Source organism: Mesorhizobium sp. Root157 (assembly GCF_001427385.1).
In the GTDB taxonomy this organism is placed as follows: Bacteria; Pseudomonadota; Alphaproteobacteria; order Rhizobiales; family Rhizobiaceae; genus Mesorhizobium.
The window spans coordinates 91052-112776 of the sequence record NZ_LMGJ01000004.1 but is presented as its reverse complement, the minus strand read 5'-3'; the positions used below and the strand labels follow the sequence as shown (position 1 = coordinate 112776).

At 61.7% G+C, this 21725-nt stretch carries 20 protein-coding genes and 1 tRNA gene; 7 read left to right on the top strand and 14 right to left on the bottom strand.

The genetic code is table 11. The annotated features are described in order from the left end of the window. Nucleotides 1-202: 202 nt before the first annotated feature. Nucleotides 203-1861: a DNA alkylation response protein gene (locus tag ASD64_RS05425; RefSeq protein ID WP_200957800.1), complete on the bottom strand. Its 1659-nt coding sequence runs from the start codon at nucleotides 1859-1861 to the stop codon at nucleotides 203-205. A gap of 147 nt (nucleotides 1862-2008) precedes the next feature. On the opposite strand from ASD64_RS05425, the gene ASD64_RS05420 reads away from it, so the two are divergent. From ASD64_RS05420 to dprA, 4 genes are read left to right on the top strand one after another with little or no spacing between them, the layout of a single operon-like run. Then, nucleotides 2009-2968, top strand: coding sequence for an aspartate carbamoyltransferase catalytic subunit (locus ASD64_RS05420; protein WP_056101953.1), 960 nt, complete (start codon nucleotides 2009-2011; stop codon nucleotides 2966-2968). Continuing rightward, complete coding sequence (locus ASD64_RS05415; protein ID WP_056101888.1) at nucleotides 2968-4254, top strand: dihydroorotase; 1287 nt, start codon at nucleotides 2968-2970, stop codon at nucleotides 4252-4254. Before ASD64_RS05420 ends, ASD64_RS05415 begins: the two co-directional genes overlap by 1 nt. A gap of 33 nt (nucleotides 4255-4287) precedes the next feature. Further along, a complete protein-coding gene (gene plsY / locus ASD64_RS05410) occupies nucleotides 4288-4875 on the top strand; it encodes a glycerol-3-phosphate 1-O-acyltransferase PlsY (protein WP_056101885.1) in 588 nt (195 codons plus the stop codon). Then, nucleotides 4872-6008 (top strand): DNA-processing protein DprA, encoded by a 1137-nt coding sequence (gene dprA / locus ASD64_RS05405; protein ID WP_056101882.1) that lies wholly within the window; start codon nucleotides 4872-4874, stop codon nucleotides 6006-6008. The genes plsY and dprA overlap by 4 nt, the downstream gene beginning before the upstream one ends. A gap of 46 nt (nucleotides 6009-6054) precedes the next feature. On the opposite strand, the gene ASD64_RS05400 is transcribed toward dprA, so the two are convergent. Further along, nucleotides 6055-6129, bottom strand: a tRNA-Lys gene (locus tag ASD64_RS05400). A 372-nt stretch (nucleotides 6130-6501) separates the two neighbouring features. On the opposite strand from ASD64_RS05400, the gene ASD64_RS05395 reads away from it, so the two are divergent. Then, complete coding sequence (locus ASD64_RS05395; protein ID WP_056101879.1) at nucleotides 6502-6945, top strand: BA14K family protein; 444 nt, start codon at nucleotides 6502-6504, stop codon at nucleotides 6943-6945. Between the two features lie 109 nt (nucleotides 6946-7054). Here the strand turns inward: ASD64_RS05395 and ASD64_RS05390 are convergent, their stop codons facing one another. The 12 genes from ASD64_RS05390 to ASD64_RS05335 form a co-directional block, all read right to left on the bottom strand. Continuing rightward, on the bottom strand, nucleotides 7055-9196 hold the full coding sequence (locus ASD64_RS05390) for a sodium-translocating pyrophosphatase (RefSeq protein WP_056101877.1): 2142 nt from the start codon (nucleotides 9194-9196) through the stop codon (nucleotides 7055-7057). Between the two features lie 248 nt (nucleotides 9197-9444). Then, nucleotides 9445-10656 (bottom strand): MFS transporter, encoded by a 1212-nt coding sequence (locus tag ASD64_RS05385; RefSeq protein ID WP_056101874.1) that lies wholly within the window; start codon nucleotides 10654-10656, stop codon nucleotides 9445-9447. Then, nucleotides 10653-11147 carry a transcription antitermination factor NusB gene (nusB, locus tag ASD64_RS05380; RefSeq protein WP_413813580.1) on the bottom strand — a complete coding sequence of 165 codons (495 nt, stop codon included), beginning with the start codon at nucleotides 11145-11147 and terminating at the stop codon, nucleotides 10653-10655. The genes ASD64_RS05385 and nusB overlap by 4 nt, the downstream gene beginning before the upstream one ends. Before the next feature lie 17 nt (nucleotides 11148-11164). After that, nucleotides 11165-11620 carry a 6,7-dimethyl-8-ribityllumazine synthase gene (locus ASD64_RS05375; protein ID WP_056101869.1) on the bottom strand — a complete coding sequence of 152 codons (456 nt, stop codon included), beginning with the start codon at nucleotides 11618-11620 and terminating at the stop codon, nucleotides 11165-11167. A gap of 96 nt (nucleotides 11621-11716) precedes the next feature. Further along, a complete protein-coding gene (locus tag ASD64_RS05370; protein WP_056101867.1) occupies nucleotides 11717-12334 on the bottom strand; it encodes a riboflavin synthase in 618 nt (205 codons plus the stop codon). Further along, nucleotides 12334-13458, bottom strand: coding sequence for a bifunctional diaminohydroxyphosphoribosylaminopyrimidine deaminase/5-amino-6-(5-phosphoribosylamino)uracil reductase RibD (ribD, locus tag ASD64_RS05365; protein WP_056101864.1), 1125 nt, complete (start codon nucleotides 13456-13458; stop codon nucleotides 12334-12336). The genes ASD64_RS05370 and ribD overlap by 1 nt, the downstream gene beginning before the upstream one ends. 3 nt (nucleotides 13459-13461) lie before the next feature. Next, complete coding sequence (gene nrdR / locus ASD64_RS05360) at nucleotides 13462-13926, bottom strand: transcriptional regulator NrdR (RefSeq protein WP_056101860.1); 465 nt, start codon at nucleotides 13924-13926, stop codon at nucleotides 13462-13464. Nucleotides 13927-14051: 125 nt separating this feature from the next. Beyond that, nucleotides 14052-15365, bottom strand: coding sequence for a serine hydroxymethyltransferase (glyA, locus tag ASD64_RS05355; protein WP_056101857.1), 1314 nt, complete (start codon nucleotides 15363-15365; stop codon nucleotides 14052-14054). Nucleotides 15366-15536: 171 nt separating this feature from the next. Next, nucleotides 15537-16790: a L,D-transpeptidase family protein gene (locus tag ASD64_RS05350; protein ID WP_056101855.1), complete on the bottom strand. Its 1254-nt coding sequence runs from the start codon at nucleotides 16788-16790 to the stop codon at nucleotides 15537-15539. Between the two features lie 313 nt (nucleotides 16791-17103). Continuing rightward, nucleotides 17104-17619 carry a transcriptional regulator LdtR gene (gene ldtR / locus ASD64_RS05345; RefSeq protein WP_056101852.1) on the bottom strand — a complete coding sequence of 172 codons (516 nt, stop codon included), beginning with the start codon at nucleotides 17617-17619 and terminating at the stop codon, nucleotides 17104-17106. Between the two features lie 202 nt (nucleotides 17620-17821). After that, nucleotides 17822-18244, bottom strand: coding sequence for a DUF6163 family protein (locus ASD64_RS05340; protein ID WP_056101850.1), 423 nt, complete (start codon nucleotides 18242-18244; stop codon nucleotides 17822-17824). Further along, a complete protein-coding gene (locus ASD64_RS05335) occupies nucleotides 18241-19284 on the bottom strand; it encodes an enoyl-CoA hydratase/isomerase family protein (protein WP_056101848.1) in 1044 nt (347 codons plus the stop codon). Before ASD64_RS05335 ends, ASD64_RS05340 begins: the two co-directional genes overlap by 4 nt. Nucleotides 19285-19504: 220 nt before the next feature. On the opposite strand from ASD64_RS05335, the gene hemB reads away from it, so the two are divergent. Together hemB and ASD64_RS05325 are read left to right on the top strand one after the other, a co-directional pair. Continuing rightward, complete coding sequence (hemB, locus tag ASD64_RS05330) at nucleotides 19505-20536, top strand: porphobilinogen synthase (RefSeq protein ID WP_056101844.1); 1032 nt, start codon at nucleotides 19505-19507, stop codon at nucleotides 20534-20536. Nucleotides 20537-20664: 128 nt separating this feature from the next. Then, nucleotides 20665-21714, top strand: a complete 1050-nt coding sequence (locus ASD64_RS05325; RefSeq protein ID WP_056101842.1) for an aldo/keto reductase — start codon at nucleotides 20665-20667, stop codon at nucleotides 21712-21714. The last annotated feature ends 11 nt before the right edge of the window (nucleotides 21715-21725 follow it).

The following is a 21725-nucleotide window of genomic DNA, read 5'->3' as shown; positions in this document are numbered from 1 at the left end:
GACGAATCCCGGGCAGTCGACAAACCCCGGGTGCCGAACGCTTGCACGATGAGATCGGGGATGAATGATGCCGGGTCAGCATGACGGTGTCCGTTCGAATAGCGTTAACACTGATCCTTGCCGATCGACGCTGCAATGGAAACCATTCGTTAAGGTTAACGCATATTCACAGGCCGCCCCACCCGCGCCTGCGTAGTTGTGGTCAGTTGGTTTGTGGATAAAGCGTGTCAACTATGAGGCGCGCATCGTGGCGGGAATCAAGCATGCCATAGGTCGTACGCCACTGACCGGCGAGACGCGTCTCCACGAATGCATCGGCGATTCGCCCAGCCCCCAGCCTGCGCAATTCGGCGGCGGCGGCTGCAAGCGCCAACTGCTCCGTAAGCAGCCGTGCCGAGCCTTCGTCGGTCGACGCAACTTGCATGGCAGCTTTCAGGACGCCGATGGTTCCCCTTGCGCTCGCACCCAGATCGCGTTCGATGCCGGACAGGACCTCGTCGAACAGGCCTGGAGCGCGATCGAGCACGCGCAGCACATCCAGCGCCATCACATTGCCCGAGCCTTCCCAGATCGCGTTGACCGGCGCCTCGCGATAGTAGCGCGCAAGGGGCGCCTCTTCGACGTAGCCGTTGCCGCCCAGGCATTCCATGGCTTCATAGAGCAAGCCAGGCGCGATCTTGCAGACCCAATATTTCACAACCGGCGTCATTGCTCGGGCAAAAGCCGCCTCGCCGCGGTCGCCGGCGGCCTCGTCGAACGAACGAGCCAAGCGGAACGAGAGTGCGGTGGCGGCGGCAACGTCGAGCGCCATATCGGCAAGAACGCGCTGCATCAGCGGCTGGTCGATCAGCTTTGCGCCGAACACCTGTCGATGGCGGACGTGATGGACGGCTTCCGCCAGTCCCGTGCGCATGAGGGCCGACGACGCGACGGCGCAATCGAGCCGCGTCAGCGTCACCATATCCATGATCGTCTTGATGCCGGCGCCGGGTTCTCCCACCATCTCGCCAATAGCGCCGTCGAATTCCACTTCAGAGGAGGCATTCGACCGGTTGCCGAGCTTGTCCTTCAGGCGCTGGAAGCGGAAGCCGTTCCCGGTTCCGTCACCCAGAATGCGGGGCACGAGGAAGCAGGACAGGCCTTCGGCGGCTTGCGCCAGTACGAGGAAGGCGTCCGACATCGGCGCCGACATGAACCATTTGTGGCCGCTCAGCCGATAAAAGCCGGTTGACCCGGCGCGCTCGGCGCGCGTGATGTTGGCGCGAACATCGGTGCCGCCCTGCTTTTCGGTCATGCCCATGCCGAGCGTTAGCCCGGTCTTCTCGACCGGCGGCTTCTGCCCCTGGTCGTATTTGCGCGTGGTGACGCGCGGCGCCCATTCGCGAAACAGCTTGCCATTGGCCATCAAGGCCGCGAGCGACGCACTGGTCATGGTGATCGGGCACAAGTGGCCGGCCTCGAGCTGCGCGGTCAGAAAGAAGCGGGCAGCTCGCACCTGATGCCGCCGGCCGATTTCGGCATCGCCGTTTTCCCAGATCGAGGAGTGCAGACCGTTGGCTACCGAACGGCGCATCAAGGCATGGTAAGCCGGATGATACTCGACCTGATCGAGCCGCCGCCCCTGCCTGTCATAGGTGCGAAGCTTCGGCGTCTCGGCATTGGCGAGCCGCGCAAGCTCTTGCGCCTCGTGCGTCAGCACGAAACGGCCAAGTCCATCAAGATCCTTGCGCACAGGCTCGGAAAACTGTTCGGCCAATTGAATGAGCAAGGGATCGCCCCGCCAGGCATTGGTGCCGGTCAGCGGCGGCGGCTGGTTCGTCACGTCGTCGGTCACGCGCTGTCCTTGTGATCTGCCCGCCATGGTCGAATCCACGGCAACAGCGGCTTTATAGACCATGGCGGCATGGGAACGCGACGAAAATACCGGGGAGAACCGGCACTGTCCAAAGGCAGTGCTTGCGGGGCCGATGCGTGCGCCCTATAGCACCGGCCAGAGATGGTCCAGCCGATGACAGACACCTCCCTGCCAATCTATCCGCACCGCCATTTGCTTGGCATAAGAGACCTTTCCTCGCCAGACATAGAGATATTGCTCGACCGCGCTGACCGCGCGGTGGCGATTTCGCGGCAATCGGAAAAGAAGACCTCGACGCTACGCGGGCGCACGCAGATCAATCTGTTCTACGAAGCCTCGACGCGGACGCAGTCGTCGTTCGAACTGGCCGGCAAGCGGCTTGGCGCCGACGTCATGAACATGTCGGTGGCAAGCTCGTCGGTCAAAAAGGGCGAAACGCTGATCGATACGGCGATGACGCTGAACGCCATGCGCCCCGACATCCTCATCATCCGCCATCAGTCGGCGGGTGCTGCGGCGCTGCTGGCACAGAAAGTCGGCTGTTCTGTCGTCAATGCCGGCGACGGCACGCACGAGCATCCAACGCAAGCATTGCTTGACGCACTGACCATCCGCCGCGCCAAGGGGCCACTGGACAAACTGATCGTGGCGATCTGCGGCGACATCCTGCATTCGCGCGTGGCGCGTTCCAATATCATCCTGCTCAACGCGCTTGGTGCGCAGGTGCGGGTCGTTGCCCCATCCACGCTGCTGCCGTCCGGTATCGAGCGCATGGGCGTCATCGTGGCGCGTTCGATGGCCGAAGGCCTGAAAGACGCCGACGTGGTGATGATGCTGCGCTTGCAGCGCGAACGCATGGCCGGCAGTTTCGTACCTTCGGTGCGAGAGTATTTTCGCTATTTCGGCCTCGATGCCGAAAAGCTGAAGGCCGCGAAGGACGACGCGCTGGTGATGCACCCCGGCCCGATGAACCGAGGCGTGGAGATCGCATCGGAGATCGCCGACGGGCCGCAAAGCGTGATCCAGGAACAGGTCGAGATGGGTGTTGCCGTGCGCATGGCGGTGATGGAAGCGCTGCTCGACCCGCGCCGCAACCCGGAGGGGCGCGGCTGATGGCCACGACAGTTTTCAGCCACGCGCGCATCGTCGATCCTTCGCGCGGCATCGATGAAATCGGCTCGGTGGTTGTCTATGGCAGGAAAATCGCAGCCGCCGGCAAGGACGCCCTGAACCAGGGCGCGCCCGAGGGTGCGACCGTCATCAACTGCGCCGGCAAGACCATCATTCCGGGACTGGTCGACAGCCGCGTCTTCATTGGCGAACCGGGTGGCGAACACCGCGAAACCATTGCTTCGGCCAGTGCTGCCGCCGCGGTCGGCGGCGTGACCTCGATCGTGATGATGCCGGACACCGACCCGGTGATCGACAATGTGGCGCTGGTGGAGTTCGTGTTGCGCACGGCGAAGGACACCGCAAGCGTCAATGTCTTTCCTGCGGCAGCCATCACCAAAGGCCTCGAAGGCCGCGAGATGACCGAGTTCGGCCTGCTGCGCGAGGCGGGAGCGGTGGCCTTCACCGACGGCCGTCATAGCCTCGCCAACTCATTGGTCATGCGCCGGGCATTGACGTATGCGCGCGACTTCGGCGCGGTGATTGCCCATGAAACGCAGGATGCCAACCTCGCCTCCGCAGGCGTGATGAACGAGGGGCTTTACGCAAGCTGGCTGGGTCTTCCAGGCATTCCGCGCGAGGCCGAGACGATCCCGCTCGAACGCGACCTCGCACTGGCGCGGCTGACACGCGGCTCCTATCACGCCGCCAAAATCTCGACCGCGATGGCGGCGGATGCCGTCAGTCGGGCCAAGGGCGACGGTGCAAACGTCACTGCCGGCGTCGCCATTCACAATCTTGCGCTCAATGAAAACGATGTCGGCGAATACCGCACCTTCTTCCGCCTGGCCCCACCGTTGCGGGCCGAGGAAGACCGGGTGGCGATGATCGAGGCGATCAAGGACGGCACGGTCGATCTTGTCGTTTCCTCGCACGATCCGCAGGATGTCGATACCAAGCGGCTGCCTTTTGCCGATGCTGCTGCCGGGGCGATCGGGCTGGAAACGCTGTTGGCGGTGGCGCTGCGGCTTCATCACAATGACGAAGTCCCGCTGCTCAGGCTTGTCGAAACGCTGTCGACGGCCCCTGCCCGGCTGTTCGGCCTGCCGGGAGGTTCGCTGAGGCCCGGCGCGCCGGCTGATCTTGCAGTGGTGGACCTTGATGCGCCATGGCTGGTAGCCGAAAGCGACATCCGCTCGCGCTGCAAGAATACCTGTTTCGAAGGCGCGCGCCTGCAAGGCAAGGTCTTGCAAACCATGGTTGCGGGCCGCACAGTATTTTCGGCCTAGATCGGTCGCCAAAACCGGTCGAGGGGGGGAAACATGACTTACCTTGCCATCACAGCGCTCGTCTTCGGCTACCTGTTGGGATCGATCCCGTTTGGGCTGCTTTTGACCCGCGCCGCCGGCCTGGGCGACGTGCGTTCCATCGGCTCGGGCAATATCGGTGCGACAAACGTGCTGCGCACCGGCAACAAGAAGCTTGCCGCCGCCACCCTGCTGCTGGATGCGTTGAAGGGCACTGCCGCAGTGCTGGTCGCCGGACACTATGGAGCGGAGTTCGGGCTTTACGCCGGCTTCGGCGCCTTTCTCGGCCATTTGTTTCCGATCTGGCTGGGGTTCAAGGGCGGCAAGGGTGTTGCAACCTATCTTGGCGTGCTGATCGGACTGGTGTGGCAGGTAGCGCTGATTTTTGCCGCCGTCTGGCTGGTGATGGCGATCCTATTCCGCTACTCATCGCTGGCAGCTCTAACGGCTGCGGTTATCGTTCCGATCGCGCTGTGGTTTGTCGCGACACCGGCAATTGCCGGCCTGTTTGCGGTGATGAGCGCCATCCTGTTCTTCAAGCATCGCGCCAACATCTCGCGTCTCATGGCCGGCACGGAAGGTCGGATCGGGGCCAAGGGGTGACACAGGCGCAGCCTGGGCCAAGGCTGAGCGAGCGCCAACGGCTCGCCTGGCTTCGGCTGATCCGTACGCCCAATGTCGGACCAGTCTCGTTTCGCGATCTCGTCAACAGATTCGGCTCGGCAGAAGCAGCGCTTGGAATGCTGCCTGAGTTGATGGCATCGGGCGGCGCCAGGCGAACGGTGCGCATTCCAAGCATCGCAGATGCGCAAGCGGAGATGGACTCTGCGAGCCGATTTGGCGCGCGGTTCGTCTGCATCGGCGAACCCGACTATCCGCCGCTTCTCAAAGTCATCGACCATCCGCCGCCATTGCTGGCAATTGTCGGCGATGCGTCGGTTTTCAGGCTGCCGGCAATCGCCATCGTCGGGGCGCGCAATGCCTCTCTGGCCGGCATCAAGATGGCAAGGACGCTTGCCGGCGAGATTGGCCGCGAAGGCTACAGCGTCGTATCCGGCCTCGCTCGGGGTATCGACACGGCCGCGCATCAGGGAAGCCTCGCGACGGGAACCATCGGCGTGCTCGCCGGGGGACTTGATATGCCCTATCCTCCGGAAAACACCGGCCTCTGCCGCGAGATCGCAGAGCATGGCGGCGCCGTCGTTTCGGAGATGCCGTTCGGCTGGCAACCACGCGCGCAGGATTTTCCCCGGCGCAACCGGCTCGTTGCCGGGATGACTCTCGGGCTTGTCGTGGTCGAAGCGGCGAAACGCTCAGGCTCGCTGATCAGCGCAAGATTGGCCGGAGAAATGGGTCGGCTGGTGTTCGCCGTGCCCGGCTCGCCGCTTGATCCGCGCGCCGGGGGGACCAACGGATTGCTGAAAGACGGCGCGACCCTTGTCACGGAAGCTGCGGACGTGCTTGGCGCGGTAGCCCCTCTTTCCGCCCGGCCGAGGTCGCCCGACCTGCCGCTCGAAGAGCCGCCCGACCTGTCAATCGGCCCGCCTCACGGTGACGACGAGCGCGGCCTGATCATCGAAGCGCTGGGGCCAGTTCCGGTCGAAATCGATGAGATTATTGCACATACCGGCCTACATGCGGCGCAGGTCGCGATGGTGCTCCTGGAACTCGACCTTGCCGGTCGTCTCGAGCGCCACACCGGCGGTAGCGTATCGCTGGTTTTTCCAGATCCGTAGAAACCGATTGACACGCGCTTCGGCCGTCATTCAACGACCAACTGGATGGTGAGCCGGGAGGGGATCGAACCCTCGACCACATGATTAAAAGTCACGTGCTCTACCGCTGAGCTACCGGCCCATCCAGACACTTCGGACCTCGGTCCAAAACGCCCTACCCTTCGGGTCTTTCCAAAGGAGACTTGCGTCGCGCGGACCAAGACACGACCGCAGCGCTTCAGAGGCGCGATGAGCCCCCGAATTGCGGCGGAACATAGGGAGGGAGTTCCAACCGGTCAACCGGAAAAAAGGGATGATCTCAACCTGTCCTTGTTTCATGGCAGGCGGACCGGCCGTCCCGATTCTCAGGCCCCCCAATACCCGCTCGGAATGGGCTGAAAGAACCCATCCCGACCTTTGCAGGCAGGTATGCCGATACTCTCGAATGGAACAATTTTGCCGAATTTTCGTTGGGCAACCAAAGGGACATGGCTCGTTACATTAGGAGAAGATCATGAAAAGGATTCTTACAGCTCTGCTGGCTTCGGTTCTGTCGGCGTCATTTATGGCGGCGGAGCTTCTGCCAGCTACCGCAGCGCCAGTTTACTTGCCTCAAGCTCAATCTGTTCCTTCCCAGGTTCAAGATATCGACTACAAACCCTGGCTGAGACGCGGCGTCCATCGGCGCGATGGCGCTGTCTACTACAACGGCCATCGCGGCTATCGCGAATACCGCCGTGGCTATCGGCGTCACGGCGACTTCTGGTTCCCGCTGGCTGCGTTTGCGGCAGGCGCGATTATTTCAGGCGCGATAGCCAATGATAGGCCCCCGGCCTATGCCAGCGGAAACGCACATGTGAGTTGGTGCTATGACCGTTATCGCAGCTACCGTGCCTACGACAACACCTTCCAGCCGTATAACGGTCCGCGCCGCCAGTGCTACTCGCCCTATCGTTAAGGTGAAACAGCAAACCATCGAGGCCTGACTGGCAAAGAAAAACCCGCGGGACTGCTCCCGCGGGTTTTGTCATTCTTGTCGCAGCTTCCCCTCTTGCCGGGAATTGCCTTTAGCTGTGGGCGAGAACCGCCAGCAGCAGAAGCGCCACGATGTTGGTGATCTTAATTGCCGGGTTGACGGCCGGGCCAGCGGTGTCCTTGTAGGGATCGCCGACTGTGTCGCCCGTCACCGAAGCCTTGTGAGCCTCGGAACCCTTGAGGTGCTTGACGCCGTCCTTGTCGGTGAAACCGTCTTCGAACGACTTCTTCGCGTTGTCCCACGCACCGCCGCCCGACGTCATCGAGATGGCAACGAACAGGCCGTTGACGATAACGCCGAGCAGAGAAGCACCGAGCGCAGCAAAGGCGGAAGCCTTCGAACCCGAGATCAGCAGGACGCCGTAATAAACGACTAGCGGAGCAAGTACCGGCAGCAGCGAAGGAATGATCATTTCCTTGATCGCCGCCTTGGTCAGGATATCGACCGCGCGGGCATAGTTCGGCTTGGAAGTACCCTGCATGATGCCCGGATCTTCGCGGAACTGCTTGCGCACTTCCTCGACGATGGAACCGGCTGCACGACCCACCGCCGTCATGGCAATGCCGCCGAACAGGTACGGGATCAGGCCGCCGAAGATCAGGCCGGCGACGACATACGGGTTCGACAGGTCGAACGACACGGTGCCGAGATCGGCGAAGTAAGGATACTGCGCGCCATTCGCCGCGAAGTACTGCAGGTCGTTGGAATAAGCCGCAAACAGCACCAGCGCACCTAGACCGGCCGAGCCGATCGCGTAGCCCTTGGTCACCGCCTTGGTGGTGTTGCCGACCGCGTCAAGCGCATCGGTGGAGTGACGCACTTCCTTCGGCAGGCCCGCCATTTCGGCAATGCCGCCGGCATTGTCGGTGACAGGGCCGAAAGCGTCGAGGGCCACGATCATGCCGGCAAGGCCGAGCATGGTGGTGACGGCGATCGCCGTACCGAAGAGACCAGCCAGTTGGTAGGTGGAGATGATGCCGCCGACGATGACGATGGCTGGCAGCGCCGTCGATTCCAGCGAGACCGCGAGGCCCTGGATGACGTTGGTGCCATGGCCGGTGACCGAGGCCTGGGCAATCGAGTTGACCGGGCGCTTGTTGGTGCCGGTGTAGTACTCGGTGATCACAACGATCAGCGCCGTCACCACAAGACCGATCAGGCCGCAGGCGAACAGGTTGGTGCCGGTCAGCGTCATGCCGTTGGCGGTGCCCACATCGCCCCAGCCGATGGTGAACTGGTTGGCGATGGCAAGACCGCCAATCGACAGGATGCCGGTGACGATCAGACCCTTGTAAAGCGCGCCCATGATCGAGCCGTTAGAGCCGAGCTTGACGAAGAAGGTGCCGACGATGGAGGTGATGATGCAGACACCGCAGATGGCGAGCGGATAAAGCATCATCTCAGCCAGATTCGGGGCGGTGCCGAAGAAGATGGCGGCCAGAACCATGGTCGCGACAACCGTCACGGCATAGGTCTCGAACAGGTCGGCGGCCATGCCGGCGCAGTCGCCGACGTTGTCGCCAACGTTGTCGGCAATGGTTGCCGGGTTGCGCGGATCATCCTCTGGAATGCCTGCCTCGACTTTGCCGACGAGGTCGCCGCCAACGTCCGCACCCTTGGTGAAGATGCCGCCGCCGAGACGGGCAAAGATCGAGATCAGCGATGCGCCGAAGCCGAGCGCGACGAGCGAGTCGACAACTTCACGGCTGGCGGGTGCGTGGCCGAGGGGACCGGTGAGGACCCAATAGTAGACTGACACACCGAGCAGCGCGAGGCCGGCGACCAGCATGCCTGTGATCGCACCGGACTTGAAGGCGATGTCGAGGCCGGCAGCAAGGCTTTTCGAAGCAGCCTGGGCGGTGCGCACATTGGCGCGAACCGAGACATGCATGCCGATGAAGCCGGCAGCACCGGACAAAACGGCGCCGATCAGGAAACCGAATGCGGCGACGGCCGAGAGCAGCCACCAAGCCAGAAGAAACACGACAACACCGACAATGGCGATGGTGGTGTACTGGCGCGCCAGATAGGCCTGGGCACCTTCGCGAATGGCTGCGGAGATTTCCTGCATGCGTGCATTGCCCTGGTCGGCAGCAAGCACCGACTGTGTCGCCCAAATGGCGTATAGGACAGAGAGCAGACCGCAGGCGATGACGACGTATAGTATGGTCATTGCCAGATTTTCCTCGAATGATGGCCCGAAAAACCCCTCTCCAGGCCGATGGATACGAAACCGGAACCGATTGCGGAATCCGATCGTTCGCAGCGGCTTATGCGAAACAGGGTAACGAACGTCAAGATATTGTTCGGTTTTTGCCCCGTTTTCGCCCTAAAGGATAACAGGACGGTACGGCTGGCCATACCGCCAGCCGATTTGATCGATTGAAATCGGCCCGACGAGTCGGGCCAAGGATCGAGGAGCTAAGCCGCCTGCCGCTGTCCAGTCAGTTGAAGCATGCCGAGAAGCACCAGACAAAGTACAGCCACGGGCAACACGATCCAGGCCAGCATGTTCCAGCCCCATGCATTGTAGACCGCACCCGACATCAGCGAGGCAAAAGCCACGCTGGAGAACAGGACGAAGTCGTGGAAACCCTGCGCCTTGCCCTTCTCTTCGGACCGGTAGCATTCGGCCACGATTGCCGTCGAGCCGATGAAACCGAAGTTCCAGCCAAGGCCGAGCAGGATCAGCGCAGTCCAGAATTGCCAGAGCTGAATGCCCGACAAGGCGACCAGCCCGCAGCCGATCAACAACGCAAAACCGACGGCAACGATGGTCGGCGCGCCGAAGCGGTGGATCAGCCTGCCGGTGAAGAAGCTGGGTGCGAACATCGCCATCACGTGCCACGAAATGCCGAGCGTCGCTTCGTCCGAAGTGAAACCGCAACCGACCATGGCAAGCGGCGCGCCCGTCATGACGAAGGTCATGAGGGCGTAGGACCCGACCGCGCACAGCAAAGCAATTGCGAAACGTGGCTGGGTGACGATTTCGCGGAGCGACCGGCCGGACCCGGTGCTGGTTTGCGCTGCTTTGACCGCAGGCTTGGCGCGCAGGAACATCAGGATCGCCCCGCCAATCGCGGACAGCACGATAAGGGCGGCGAACGCACCGGCGAACATCACTGGCGCCAATAGGTCCTTGGTGAAAATGACGACCTGCGGACCGAGTACAGCGGTGACCACTCCACCGGCAAGAACGAAAGAGATGGCGCGCGCCTTGAATTCAGGCGGAGCGTTGTCGGCTGCCGCGAAGCGAAACTGCTGCACGAAAGACCCGCCGATGCCGACCAACAGTAATCCGAAGGCAAACCCCCAGAAACTGGACTGGAACAGCGCGATGGTAGCCGCCAACCCGCCCAATGCGGTGATGCCGGTGCCGGTCAGGAAGCCGTCGCGCTGGCCGAGTTTGCGAATGATCGCCGCCGCGGGCAGCGCGCCCAACGCAACGCCGACGTTGAACCCGGTGAGCGGCGCTGTCGCCAGCGACTTGTCGGCGCCCAGCATATGGTGCCCGGCGAGTGCACCCAGCGCGAAGCAGATCGGCCCGGCCGACCCGATGATTGCCTGCGCCGCGGACAGGATTAGCGCTGTACGCCGTGCTTCTTGCGCGGCTTCAGCATGCCCTATCGTCATGAAATGTCCTTACCTTTGCCCCGTCCCTCGCCGCGCACACGGCGCGACACGCGATCCAATACCGCGTTGACGAGCTTTGGCTCGTCCTCATCATAGAACGCTTTGGCAATGTCGATATATTCCGAGACGATGACGGCAACCGGAACTTCTTCGCGCCGCATCAATTCGTAGGTGCCTGCCCGCAGGATTGCCCGCAGCGTGGAATCGAGGCGCGACAGCGGCCAATCTTCGGTGAGCGCCTGGCGGATGATCGGGTCGAGCGTCTTCTGGTTTTCAACGACGCCGGCCAGTATGCCGCGAAACCATTGCGCGTCGGCCTCGCGGTAGAGCGCGCCGTCGACTTCCTTGCCGAGCCTAAAGGCTTCGTATTCCGCCGTGATCTCAAGGAGCCCGCTGCCGGCGACATCCATCTGATACAGCGCCTGCACGGCCGCAAGGCGGGCCGCTCCACGCTTGTTGGCTTGTCTTACCGGCGGCTGGTTGCTGCCCATTGGATCAGTCACTTGGTTCAGGCTCCGAATTGCTTGCGAAGGGAAATCATGGTCAGGGCCGCCCGCGCGGCAAAACCGCCCTTGTCACCTTCGGAGCGCTTGGCGCGCGCCCAGGCCTGTTCATCGTTCTCTGTCGTCAGGATGCCGTTGCCGACACAAATCGATTCCTGCACTGAAAGGTCCATCAGTGCACGTGCCGATTCGTTGGCGACGATGTCGAAATGATGCGTCTCGCCGCGGATCACCGTGCCAAGAGCCACATAGCCGTCATAGCCCTTGCCGCCCTCAGCTTCCGCATCGAGCGCAAACGAGATGACGGCCGGGATTTCCAACGCGCCGGGGACGGTGACCACGTCATATTTTGCGCCAGCCTCATCGAGCGCCGCCTTGGTGCCGTCCAGCAGCGCATCCGCCAGATCGTCATAGAAGCGTGCTTCGACGATCAGAAGCTTGAGTTTCTTGTCCTTGGCCATGTTCTTGCGTCTCCGGAGGAGCCGGTCAATTAGGCCGAAGCGCGACCGACCGCAAGCCTTAGAGCAGGCCAATCGGGCAATCATGCGAAGTTGCTGTTACAGTCCCTGCGCGGATGCCTCGACAAGGCGTGCGGCGTAGCGGGCCATGGTGTCGACCTCGAAGTTGACGCGGTCGCCGACCTTGCGTTCTCCCCATGTCGTGACGGCCAGAGAGTGTTGGATCAACAGCACGTCGAAGCGCTGGCCCTCCACCTTGTTGACGGTGAGCGAGGTGCCATCCAGTGCAACCGACCCTTTCGGCGCGATGAACTTCGCAAGCGCGCGCGGCGCTTCGAGGGTCAAGCGCACCGCATCGCCCTCGTCCCGACGTGCCACGATATCGGCCATGCCGTCGATATGGCCGGAAACGATGTGGCCGCCCAATTCGTCACCGATCTTGAGCGCACGCTCCAGATTGATGCGGCTGCCGGCCTGCCAATCCGATGCCGTCGTAAGCCGCAACGCCTCCTCCCAGGCCTCGACTTCGAACCAGCGGGCATTGGCGTTCTTTTCCGGCAGCGCCGTGACGGTGAGGCATACGCCAGCACAGGCAATTGAAGCGCCGATAGCTATGGTTTCGGGGTCGTAAGCCGTATCGATGCGAAGCCCAACCCCCTCCTTCAACGGCTTGACCGCAGCGACCGTGCCGACATCGGTGACGATACCCGTAAACATCAAAAATCCCTCGCCCACTCGGCATAACTGTCTTCGCCAAGTCGCATCTCGCGCAGCTTGCGGAAGCCAGGCGGTATATGGTCAGGATCGATCGGCGTCGCAATACCGGCCGGCCCGATCTCGCCAGGACCGTGAAACAGCACGATGCGATCGACAAGGCCATCGTCGAGAAAAGCACGCGCGACCGCAGCACCACCCTCGACCAGGACGCTGGCCATACCCAGAGCGGCCAAATCCTCCATCAACTCCGGCAGGGCAATGCGGCCGCCATAAGCTTCCGTGCCGATGAAGCGGACGCCTCGGCGCTCGAGCGCTGCCTTCTTGTGCTGATCCGCCAAGGGATCCGCCGCGATATAAAGCGGTATCCGATCGGCTCCGGCAACCAGTTTGGAGGATTCCGGCAAGCGGATCTCACGGTCGAGCACGATACGGGCGGGCGAACGGTTCTCCAAACCGGGCAGACGCACTGTGAGCGCAGGGTCATCCTCCATCGCGGTGCCAATGCCGATCAGGACCGCGTCGGCCTCAGCCCGCATCAGGTGCACTTCGCGCCGTGCCGCTTCACCGGTAATGGCAATCTGCCCCTGCCCTACGGTTCCGATTTTTCTATCTGCTGAAATCGCAATCTTTAGAATGACTTCAGGCCTCTTGTTCAATGATCGAATCAGGTAACCGGCCATCTGCTCCGAAGCCTCGGCCGAGAGCAGGCGTTCGATCACCTCGATACCGGCCTCACGCAGGATCGCGTAGCCCTTGCCGGAGACGCGCGTATCCGGGTCGCTGGCGGCACCGACCACACGCGCTATTCCGGCAGTGACCAGGGCACTAGCGCAGGGCGGGGTGCGACCATGATGGGCGCACGGCTCGAGCGTCACATAGGCCGTGGCCCCACGCGCCAGTTCACCGGCCTGAGCGAGCGCTTCCGTCTCGGCGTGGGGGCGCCCTCCGATCGCCGTGATCCCGGTGCCGACAATCATAGGTCCGGCGCCGTCGTCACGCACGATGATCGTTCCGACTGCGGGGTTGGTAGAGGTACGGCCGGCATTGCGCCGCGACAACCGCAGCGCCGCTGCCATATAGCGACGGTCCTGCCGTTCCTGCGCGGTCACACCCGGCTCATCCATAACTCAGGCGCCGTCCTCGTCGCCTTTCAATTCGCCGAGCACATCGTGGAAATCCTTGGCTTCGCGAAAATTGCGGTAGACCGAGGCGAAGCGCACATAGGCAACGTCATCGAGCGACTTGAGCGCGTCCATGACCAACCTGCCAACCTCCGCGGAAGGGATTTCGGTTTCGCCCGAACTTTCCAGCTGACGCACGATGCCGGTTACGGCGCGGTCGATGCGCTCAGGATCGACATTGCGCTTGCGCACCGCGATCTCCACGGAGCGCAGCAGTTTGTCACGGTCGAAGGGCACCTTGCGGCCCGATTTCTTGACCACAACGAGATCGCGAAGCTGCACCCGCTCGAAAGTCGTGAAACGGCCGCCACAGTCGGGGCATACGCGTCGCCTGCGGATGGCGGACCCTTCTTCGGCGGGCCGCGAATCCTTCACCTGGGTATCTTCGGACTGGCAATAAGGGCAGCGCATAGTCGATGTTGCCTCGCGATTCTGATCAAGGAGAAGGCTTAAAGCCTTTCTGCGCGAGTGCAAACATGCAGACGGCCTCGCCATCAGGAGATAGCGAGGCCGCGCAGAAATTTCTATGCCGGCGATCAGCCCAGATATGGATACATCGGGAAACGGTCGGTCAGCGCCACGACCTTCTTCTTGACGGCTGCTTCCACGGCAGCGTTGCCTTCGTCGGAATTAGCGGCCTTCAGCCCATCCAGAACCTCGGCAATCAGATGGCCGATTTCACGGAATTCGGCCTCGCCGAAACCGCGCGTGGTGCCGGCCGGCGTGCCGAGGCGAACGCCCGACGTGACGAACGGCTTTTCCGGGTCGAAGGGAATGCCGTTCTTGTTGCAGGTGATGTTGGCGCGGCCCAGCGCCTGTTCGGCACGCTTGCCGGTGGCGTTCTTGGGGCGCAGGTCTACCAGCATCAGATGGTTGTCGGTGCCGCCGGAAACGATGTCGAGGCCCGTCTCCTTCAGGCCAGCGGCCAGTATCTTGGCGTTGGCCGCGACGTTTTGCGCATAAAGCTTGAAATCCGGCTTCAACGCTTCGCCCAGCGCCACGGCCTTGGCGGCGATGACGTGCATCAACGGGCCGCCCTGCAGGCCGGGAAACACTGCCGAATTCATCTTCTTGGCGATGGCTTCGTCGTTGCACAGGATCATGCCGCCGCGCGGGCCGCGCAGCGACTTGTGCGTGGTGGTTGTGACGACGTGGGCATGCGGAAGCGGTGAAGGATGAACACCGCCGGCAACGAGGCCTGCAATGTGGGCCATGTCCACCATCAGGTAAGCGCCGACCGCATCGGCGATCTCGCGGAACCGCTTCCAGTCCCATACGCGCGAATAGGCGGTGCCGCCAGCCAGGATCAGCTTCGGCTTCGTTTCATGCGCCTGCTTCTCGATGGCGTCCATGTCGAGCAGATGGTCGTCCTGGCGCACGCCGTAGGAGACGACCTTGAACCACTTGCCACTCATGTTGACGGGCGAACCGTGTGTCAGATGCCCACCCGAATTGAGGTCGAGGCCCATGAAGGTGTCGCCCGGCTGCAGCAGCGCCAGGAATACGGCCTGGTTCATCTGGCTGCCCGAGTTCGGCTGCACATTGGCGAAATTGCATCCGAACAGCTTCTTGGCACGTTCGATCGCCAGTTCTTCAGCGACGTCCACGAACTGACAGCCACCATAGTAGCGTTTGCCCGGATAGCCTTCGGCATATTTGTTGGTCATGATCGAGCCCTGCGCCTCCAGAACGGCGCGCGAGACGATGTTTTCCGAGGCGATCAATTCGATCTCGTGGCGTTGGCGACCAAGTTCGTTGCGGATCGAGCCGAAAATCTCGGGATCGACCTCGGCAAGGGGTGTTTCGAAGAAAGAATTGAAGTGGTTGGAGGGGGCCGACTGTGTTGTCATGGCGTGAAACTTCCTTGCGTCCAGAGGTCTGGGCGCGCCATTAACATACTTGCCCAACGGTCGCCACGTACAGCGAACGAAATTTGCTGGCGCAAATGCGGCAAGACGCCACTGGCAACAAAAAGGCCGCCCTGCGGAGCGGCCTTTCCGAATTCGTCAAGTCGTTCGGTCCTACAGCGCGGACGTGATCTGCAATTCGTCGACGCCGTCCCAGCCATAGACGTCGTCGCGGAATTGCACGACACCATCGCCGGTTGACCATGCGGAAACATACAGGAAATGCACGGGCACTGGATTGGTCACGGCAACCGGCTGGTTCTCGCCCGCCTTGATGGCAGCCTCGAAATGCTGGCGATCCCAGCCGGGGGTGTCGCGCAGGATCCAGGTCACCAGGTCGCGCACGTTCTGGACGCGCACGCAGCCGGAAGAATCGAACCGCATGAGCTTGTTGAACAGGCTTTGCTGCGGCGTGTCGTGCATGTAGACGCCGTCCGGGCTCGGGAAATTGATCTTGACCGAAGCCATGGCATTGTTGCTGCCGGGGTCCTGGCGGAAGCGATACTTGGCTGCTTCTTCCGTTGACCAGTCGACGTTCAGCGGGTCGACCTCGCTGCCGTCGGGAGCGAACATGCGAATATTGCTGTCCTTGAGGTAGTTGGGATCCTTGCGCATCAAGGGAATGATATCCTTGCGCACGATGGACACCGGCGAAGTCCAGTACGGATTGACGATGATCTCGTTGATCCTGGAATTGACGATCGGCGTCTGGCGGTCGATCTTGCCGACGATTGCCGTGTGGCGCAGCACGACGCGCCCGTTCTCCACCGCCTCGATCTGAGCGGCAGGGATGTTGACCAAAACGTAGCGATCACCGAGCGTGCCGGCTTTTTCCCGCAGACGGCCAAGATTGGTTTCCAACTGCCCTAGCCGGGTCTGCGCGGCGATGTTCATCGCCAGATAGGAATATTTGCCGAGAACGCCGTCTTCAGGAAGACCGTGGCGCGCCTGAAAGCGCTTGACCGCCGCATCGACGTAAGAATCGAACGATTCCGACAGCCCAGCGCTCTGTGGAAGATCGCCCGAGACCATCAGCCGCCTGCGTAGCGGCACGACATCCGGATCGATGACGCCGAGTTTCAGCTTCTTCGTTGCCGGCACCTGTTCCCAGCCACCCCGCGACACGATCCCCTGATACTGCGCAATGGCCTGTTCGCTATAGGCAATCGTCTGCGGGCTGAAGATGGGCAGCGTCGAGGCCACCTTGCCGCGGCCGCTGGCTCGCGCATCGAATGTATCGTCCCAGTTGCCGCGCCCCGCGGCCTTGAGGATATCGTCGACGGCGTTCTGCGCACTGGCCCCGCCAGCAATCATGGATGCTGCGAGCGCGGACGCTCCGGACAGAAACAAACGGCGGCTGGTCTTCATGGGTGTTCCAGACATTCTTCCAGTCAATGTTCAGGCGATACGGCCCGGCACTCTAGGTTGGCCGACCTTAACAATTCGCCAACCATACCGGCATCACGTCGACGACAAAAACGCGCCGCGCCGAAACGGGTTCCAGTCGGTCCAAGGCATTCCCGCCCCGACTTTGATCACCCTTCGCTTTCATTTGAATATGGCGGCAACGTGGCGCAGCGCTCATTCCGCCCCTGCCCCCAGGCACAAACAAGGGGCCAGTGCTTTTTCTGCACCGGCCCCGTTGGACGGAAAGGCGTTCGCCCGCAGGCGCACCAATCTGTTACATGCGATAGGCGATGGTGTCGTTCCAGAACCTGTCGAGGCGCTGCAGCGCGCGGTTCATCTGCTTGAACTCGTCGGTATTGATGCCGCCCACATGTTCGATGGAACCGATGTGGCGCTCATAGAGGCCCGCCACGACCTCCGCGACTTCGGCACCCTTGTCCGTCAGGCTGACACGGACCGACCGGCGGTCGATGCGCGAACGCTGATGGTTGATGAAGCCGAGGTCGACCAGTTTCTTCAGGTTGTAGGAAACGTTCGATCCCAGATAGTAGCCACGCGAGCGCAACTCGCCGGCCGTCAGTTCCGCATTGCCGATGTTGAACAAAAGCAGCGCCTGGATGGCGTTGATATCGGAACGGCCGTTGCGGTCGAATTCATCCTTGATGACGTCAAGAAGGCGGCGGTGCAACCGCTCGACGAGCTGGAGCGATTCCATGTAGAGCGAACGGATCGCCTCGCGGCGGTCGTCGGATACGTTTGCGGACTTCGCCGCAGGACGCGGGTTGTTCATTGTCTTTGCCTCTCGTTTGTCGCCCGGTGATTTTTTTGTTTTTCTCACCTTGATTGCGACACTATCGAATACTCATAAAATTCGACTTAAACGCCAAGGCTAACAAGAGCTTACCAGTAACAGGTCGCTAAGAGGCTTAATGAATGGTCACGTCAATTCTGAAAGTTAACCTAAACGTTTACTGAACGAGTGGGCAGGGGACCTAGTGGGATGCTTGCCGCTTTTGCAGGTGCATAACCAACCTGAGCGCAAGATAGAGCAGCGCCACGGCGGCATGAGAGAATACGATCAGCGGCCGCGCGCCGAAATACTGCGGAAAGCCGACATACATCGCGCTCTCGGCCGCGGCACACAAAAACCAGATCACCGGGGCCCAGGACGCAAGCATCCACAGTCCGGCCGCAGCGATCGGAAACAGAACTGCAAGCGCGGAAGCCGCGACCTGCCAGTGGACCGGCATCAGGTCGAAACGGAACAGCGATCCCGGATAAAAGCCGATCAACCGGATCCAGTACAGGACACCGAACAGCAGGCAATAAGCACCAACAATACGCATGAACCACGTGAAGGCGACTTCCGCTGTCGTCGGCTGAAGTGCCGCCCGTTTCGAAACGGGGTCGATCACAGAATCAGTTCCCGATCGCCGAGCGAAGCGAAATAGGCATCGATCTCGGCATCGCCGACCGCGTCCAGGCTTGCCGGTTGCCAGACAGGCTTCGATCCCTTGTCGATGAGGGCGGCGCGGATGCCTTCGTAGAAGTCGTGCCCGGCAAGCATGCGGTTGAGAATACGGAACTCCATGCGCATGCATTCATCCATCGACAGTTCGCCTCCCGCCCCGATCTGGCGCCAGGCCACCTTCAGGCTGGTGGGAGAGCGCGACAGCATCGTTGCCAGTGTCTTTGCTGCGAATTCATCCAATGGCCCTGCCCGATCGAGGCTGCCGAGAACCGCTTCCAACGAACCAGCCGAGAAATGGCAATGGATGGCCTTGAGCGTCTCGGCATCCGTTTCGCCAGGCACCCGCACATGAAAACGGGCCAGCACCTCGTCCGGATCGTCTCCGACCACCAGAGCCTTGACGATTTCGCCCTGATCCTCAGCCTTGACCGTGTGCGTTGCAAGCCCCGAAGCCAGCGCATCGCCATACCTGATGCGGTTGCCGGTCAGGCCGAGATACATGCCGAAACTGTCGGCAAGGCGTGGCAGGATGTGGCTGCCTCCGACGTCGGGGAAAAAGCCGATGCCCACTTCCGGCATGGCGAAGACGGCATTCTCGGTCAAGACGCGATACGAGCCGTGAAAGGACACGCCGAACCCGCCGCCCATGACGATCCCGTCGATGAGCGCGACATACGGCTTTGCGAAACGCGCTATCAGGGCGTTCAGACGATATTCGTCGGCGAAAAAATCGACAGGCAGCTTTCCGGCCCTGCCCGCCTCGTAGACCTGGAGAATGTCGCCGCCGGCAGAAAACGCCCTGCCCTCGCCCCGGATCAGGACCAGCTTAACGCGGTCGTCGTCCTGCCACGCCTCCAAGGCATTGGCGAGCGCGTTCACCATCTGGTGTGTGACGGCATTGAGGGCCTTGGGCCGGTTCAGCGTGACGACGCCTGCCTGCCCCTCGATCTCCAAACGGATTTCATCGCCGCCGCCAAAATCCATATGCAAAGATTCCCCATCAACTGCAATTCAATGAAACTGCTAAGGGTGGCGCACGGACGCGTCAATGCCGGCACAACGATGTCGCATTGGTCCGCGGCAGCCATCATGCTAAAAGCCGTTGCGGAGCACCAACACGGGAATAGCCTCGACCGTTTTTCCGTTTTGGTGGCATAGACGAAAGACCCGGGCGAAATCGGCGTCGCTCGAGCGGAGTTTAGACATGAACAGGTTCGCACCCACCAAAGCGGCAGGCGCAATGAGCGTAGACGAAACCACCAACTCGCGGCGGCTGAGGCGCATGCGCAAGGCCCCCTGGTCGCGACGCCTGGTTCAGGAAAACCACCTCACCGTCGATGATTTGATCTGGCCGATGTTCATCGTGGAAGGCGCCAATGTGCGCCAGCCGATCGAAGCGATGCCCGGCGTGTTCCGCTATTCGCCCGATATTGCGGTCAAGGAAGCAGAGCGTGCCGCCAAACTCGGCATTCCGGCCATCGCCACTTTTCCCAAGGTCGACCTCAGCCTGCGCGACGAGACAGGTTCGCAAATCCTCGACCCGGACAACCTCATCAACCGCACAACGCGCGCGATCAAGGCGGCGGTGCCAGAGATCGGCGTCATCACCGATGCCGCGCTCGATCCGTTCACCAGCCACGGCCATGACGGCATCCTGCGCGACGGCATCATCGTGAATGACGAGAGCGTCGAGCAGATCACTGCAGCAGCCGTGCTGCAGGCTGCGGCAGGCTCGGACATCATTGCACCATCGGATATGATGGACGGCCGCATCGGAGTGATCCGCGCGGCGCTCGACGCCAACGGTTTCCAGGACGTCGCCATCATGTCCTATGCGACCAAGTTCGATTCCGCCTTTTACGGGCCTTATCGCGACGCGATCGGCACCGCCGGCCTGCTCCAGGGCGACAAGAAGACCTACTACATCAACGCCGCAAATTCAGCCGAGGCCATACGCGAGGCCGAGCAGGACATCGTCGAAGGTGCCGACATGATCATGGTCAAGCCCGGCCTGCCCTATCTCGACATCGTGCGCCTGCTAAAGGACCAGTTCGCGATGCCGACCTTCGCCTACCAGGTGTCAGGCGAATATTCGATGATCAAGGCGGCGGCTGCCAACGGCTGGATCGACGGCGACCGGGCGATGCTGGAAAGCCTGCTTGCCCTCAAGCGGGCGGGCTGCGACGGCATCTTCACCTATTTCGCGCCGACGGTTGCACAGATGTTGAAGAAATAGCGGCAATCCTGACAGGTTTGTGTTCGGGCCTTCATATCGGGATATGATATGCTGGCCAGTAGCCGGTTTGGTCGACAGCAGATTTTGCCTGTACAACCGGCCACCGCGAACCAGTCGGGAAATTTGACATGGAATACCGCTATCTCGGCCGCTCCGGCCTGAAAGTTTCGACCCTCACCATGGGGACCATGACCTTCGGCGGCGCCGGCAAATTCGCTGCAGTCGGCAAGACCGATGTTGCCGACGCCCGCCGTCTGATCGACCTCTGCCTCGACGCGGGCATCAACCTGATCGACACGGCCAACGTCTATTCCAACGGAATGTCGGAAGAGATTATCGGCGAAGTGCTGGGCGGCAAGCGCAAGAACGACGTGCTGATCGCCTCCAAGGCGCGCATGAAGGTCGGGCCTGGCCCGAATGACGAAGGTCTTTCGCGCCATCATCTGATCCGCGAATGCGAACGCAGCCTGAAACGACTCAACACCGATGTGATCGACATCTATTTCCTGCACGAGTGGGATGGGCGCACGCCGCTTGAAGAGACGATGGCCGCGCTTGATGCGCTGGTCGCGCAAGGCAAGGTCCGCTATGTCGGCTGCTCCAATTTTTCCGGCTGGCACATCATGAAGGCGCTCGGCATTGCCGAGCGGCACAACCATCCGCGTTTCATAACTCAACAGATTCATTACACGCTCGAAGCGCGTGAGGCGGAATACGAGTTGCTGCCAGTCTCGGTCGACCAGGGACTCGGCGTCATGGTGTGGAGCCCGCTGGCCGGCGGCCTGCTTTCAGGCAAATACAGCCGCGACCAGGAAACGGCGCGGCAATTGTCCGGCTGGCACGAGCCGCCGATCCGCGACGAAGACCGGCTTTGGCGCATTGTCGATGCGCTCAATTCAATTGCCAAAGAACGCAACGTGTCTTCTGCACAGATTGCGCTTGCTTGGCTGCTTGGCCGCCCTGCTGTGTCGACGCTTGTCATCGGTGGACGCAACGAGGCCCAGTTCAAGGACAATATCGCGGCAGCCAGCCTTGCGCTGAGCGAGGACGAGCGCAAGCGGCTTGATGCCGTCAGCCTGCCGCCGGTGATCTACCCATACTGGCATCAGCAAGCCACCGCCCACAGGAGCTTCGGCGAAGCGGATTTGGTTCTGGACCGAACCAGCCCGAGAAGCTGAGACCAGTTTCC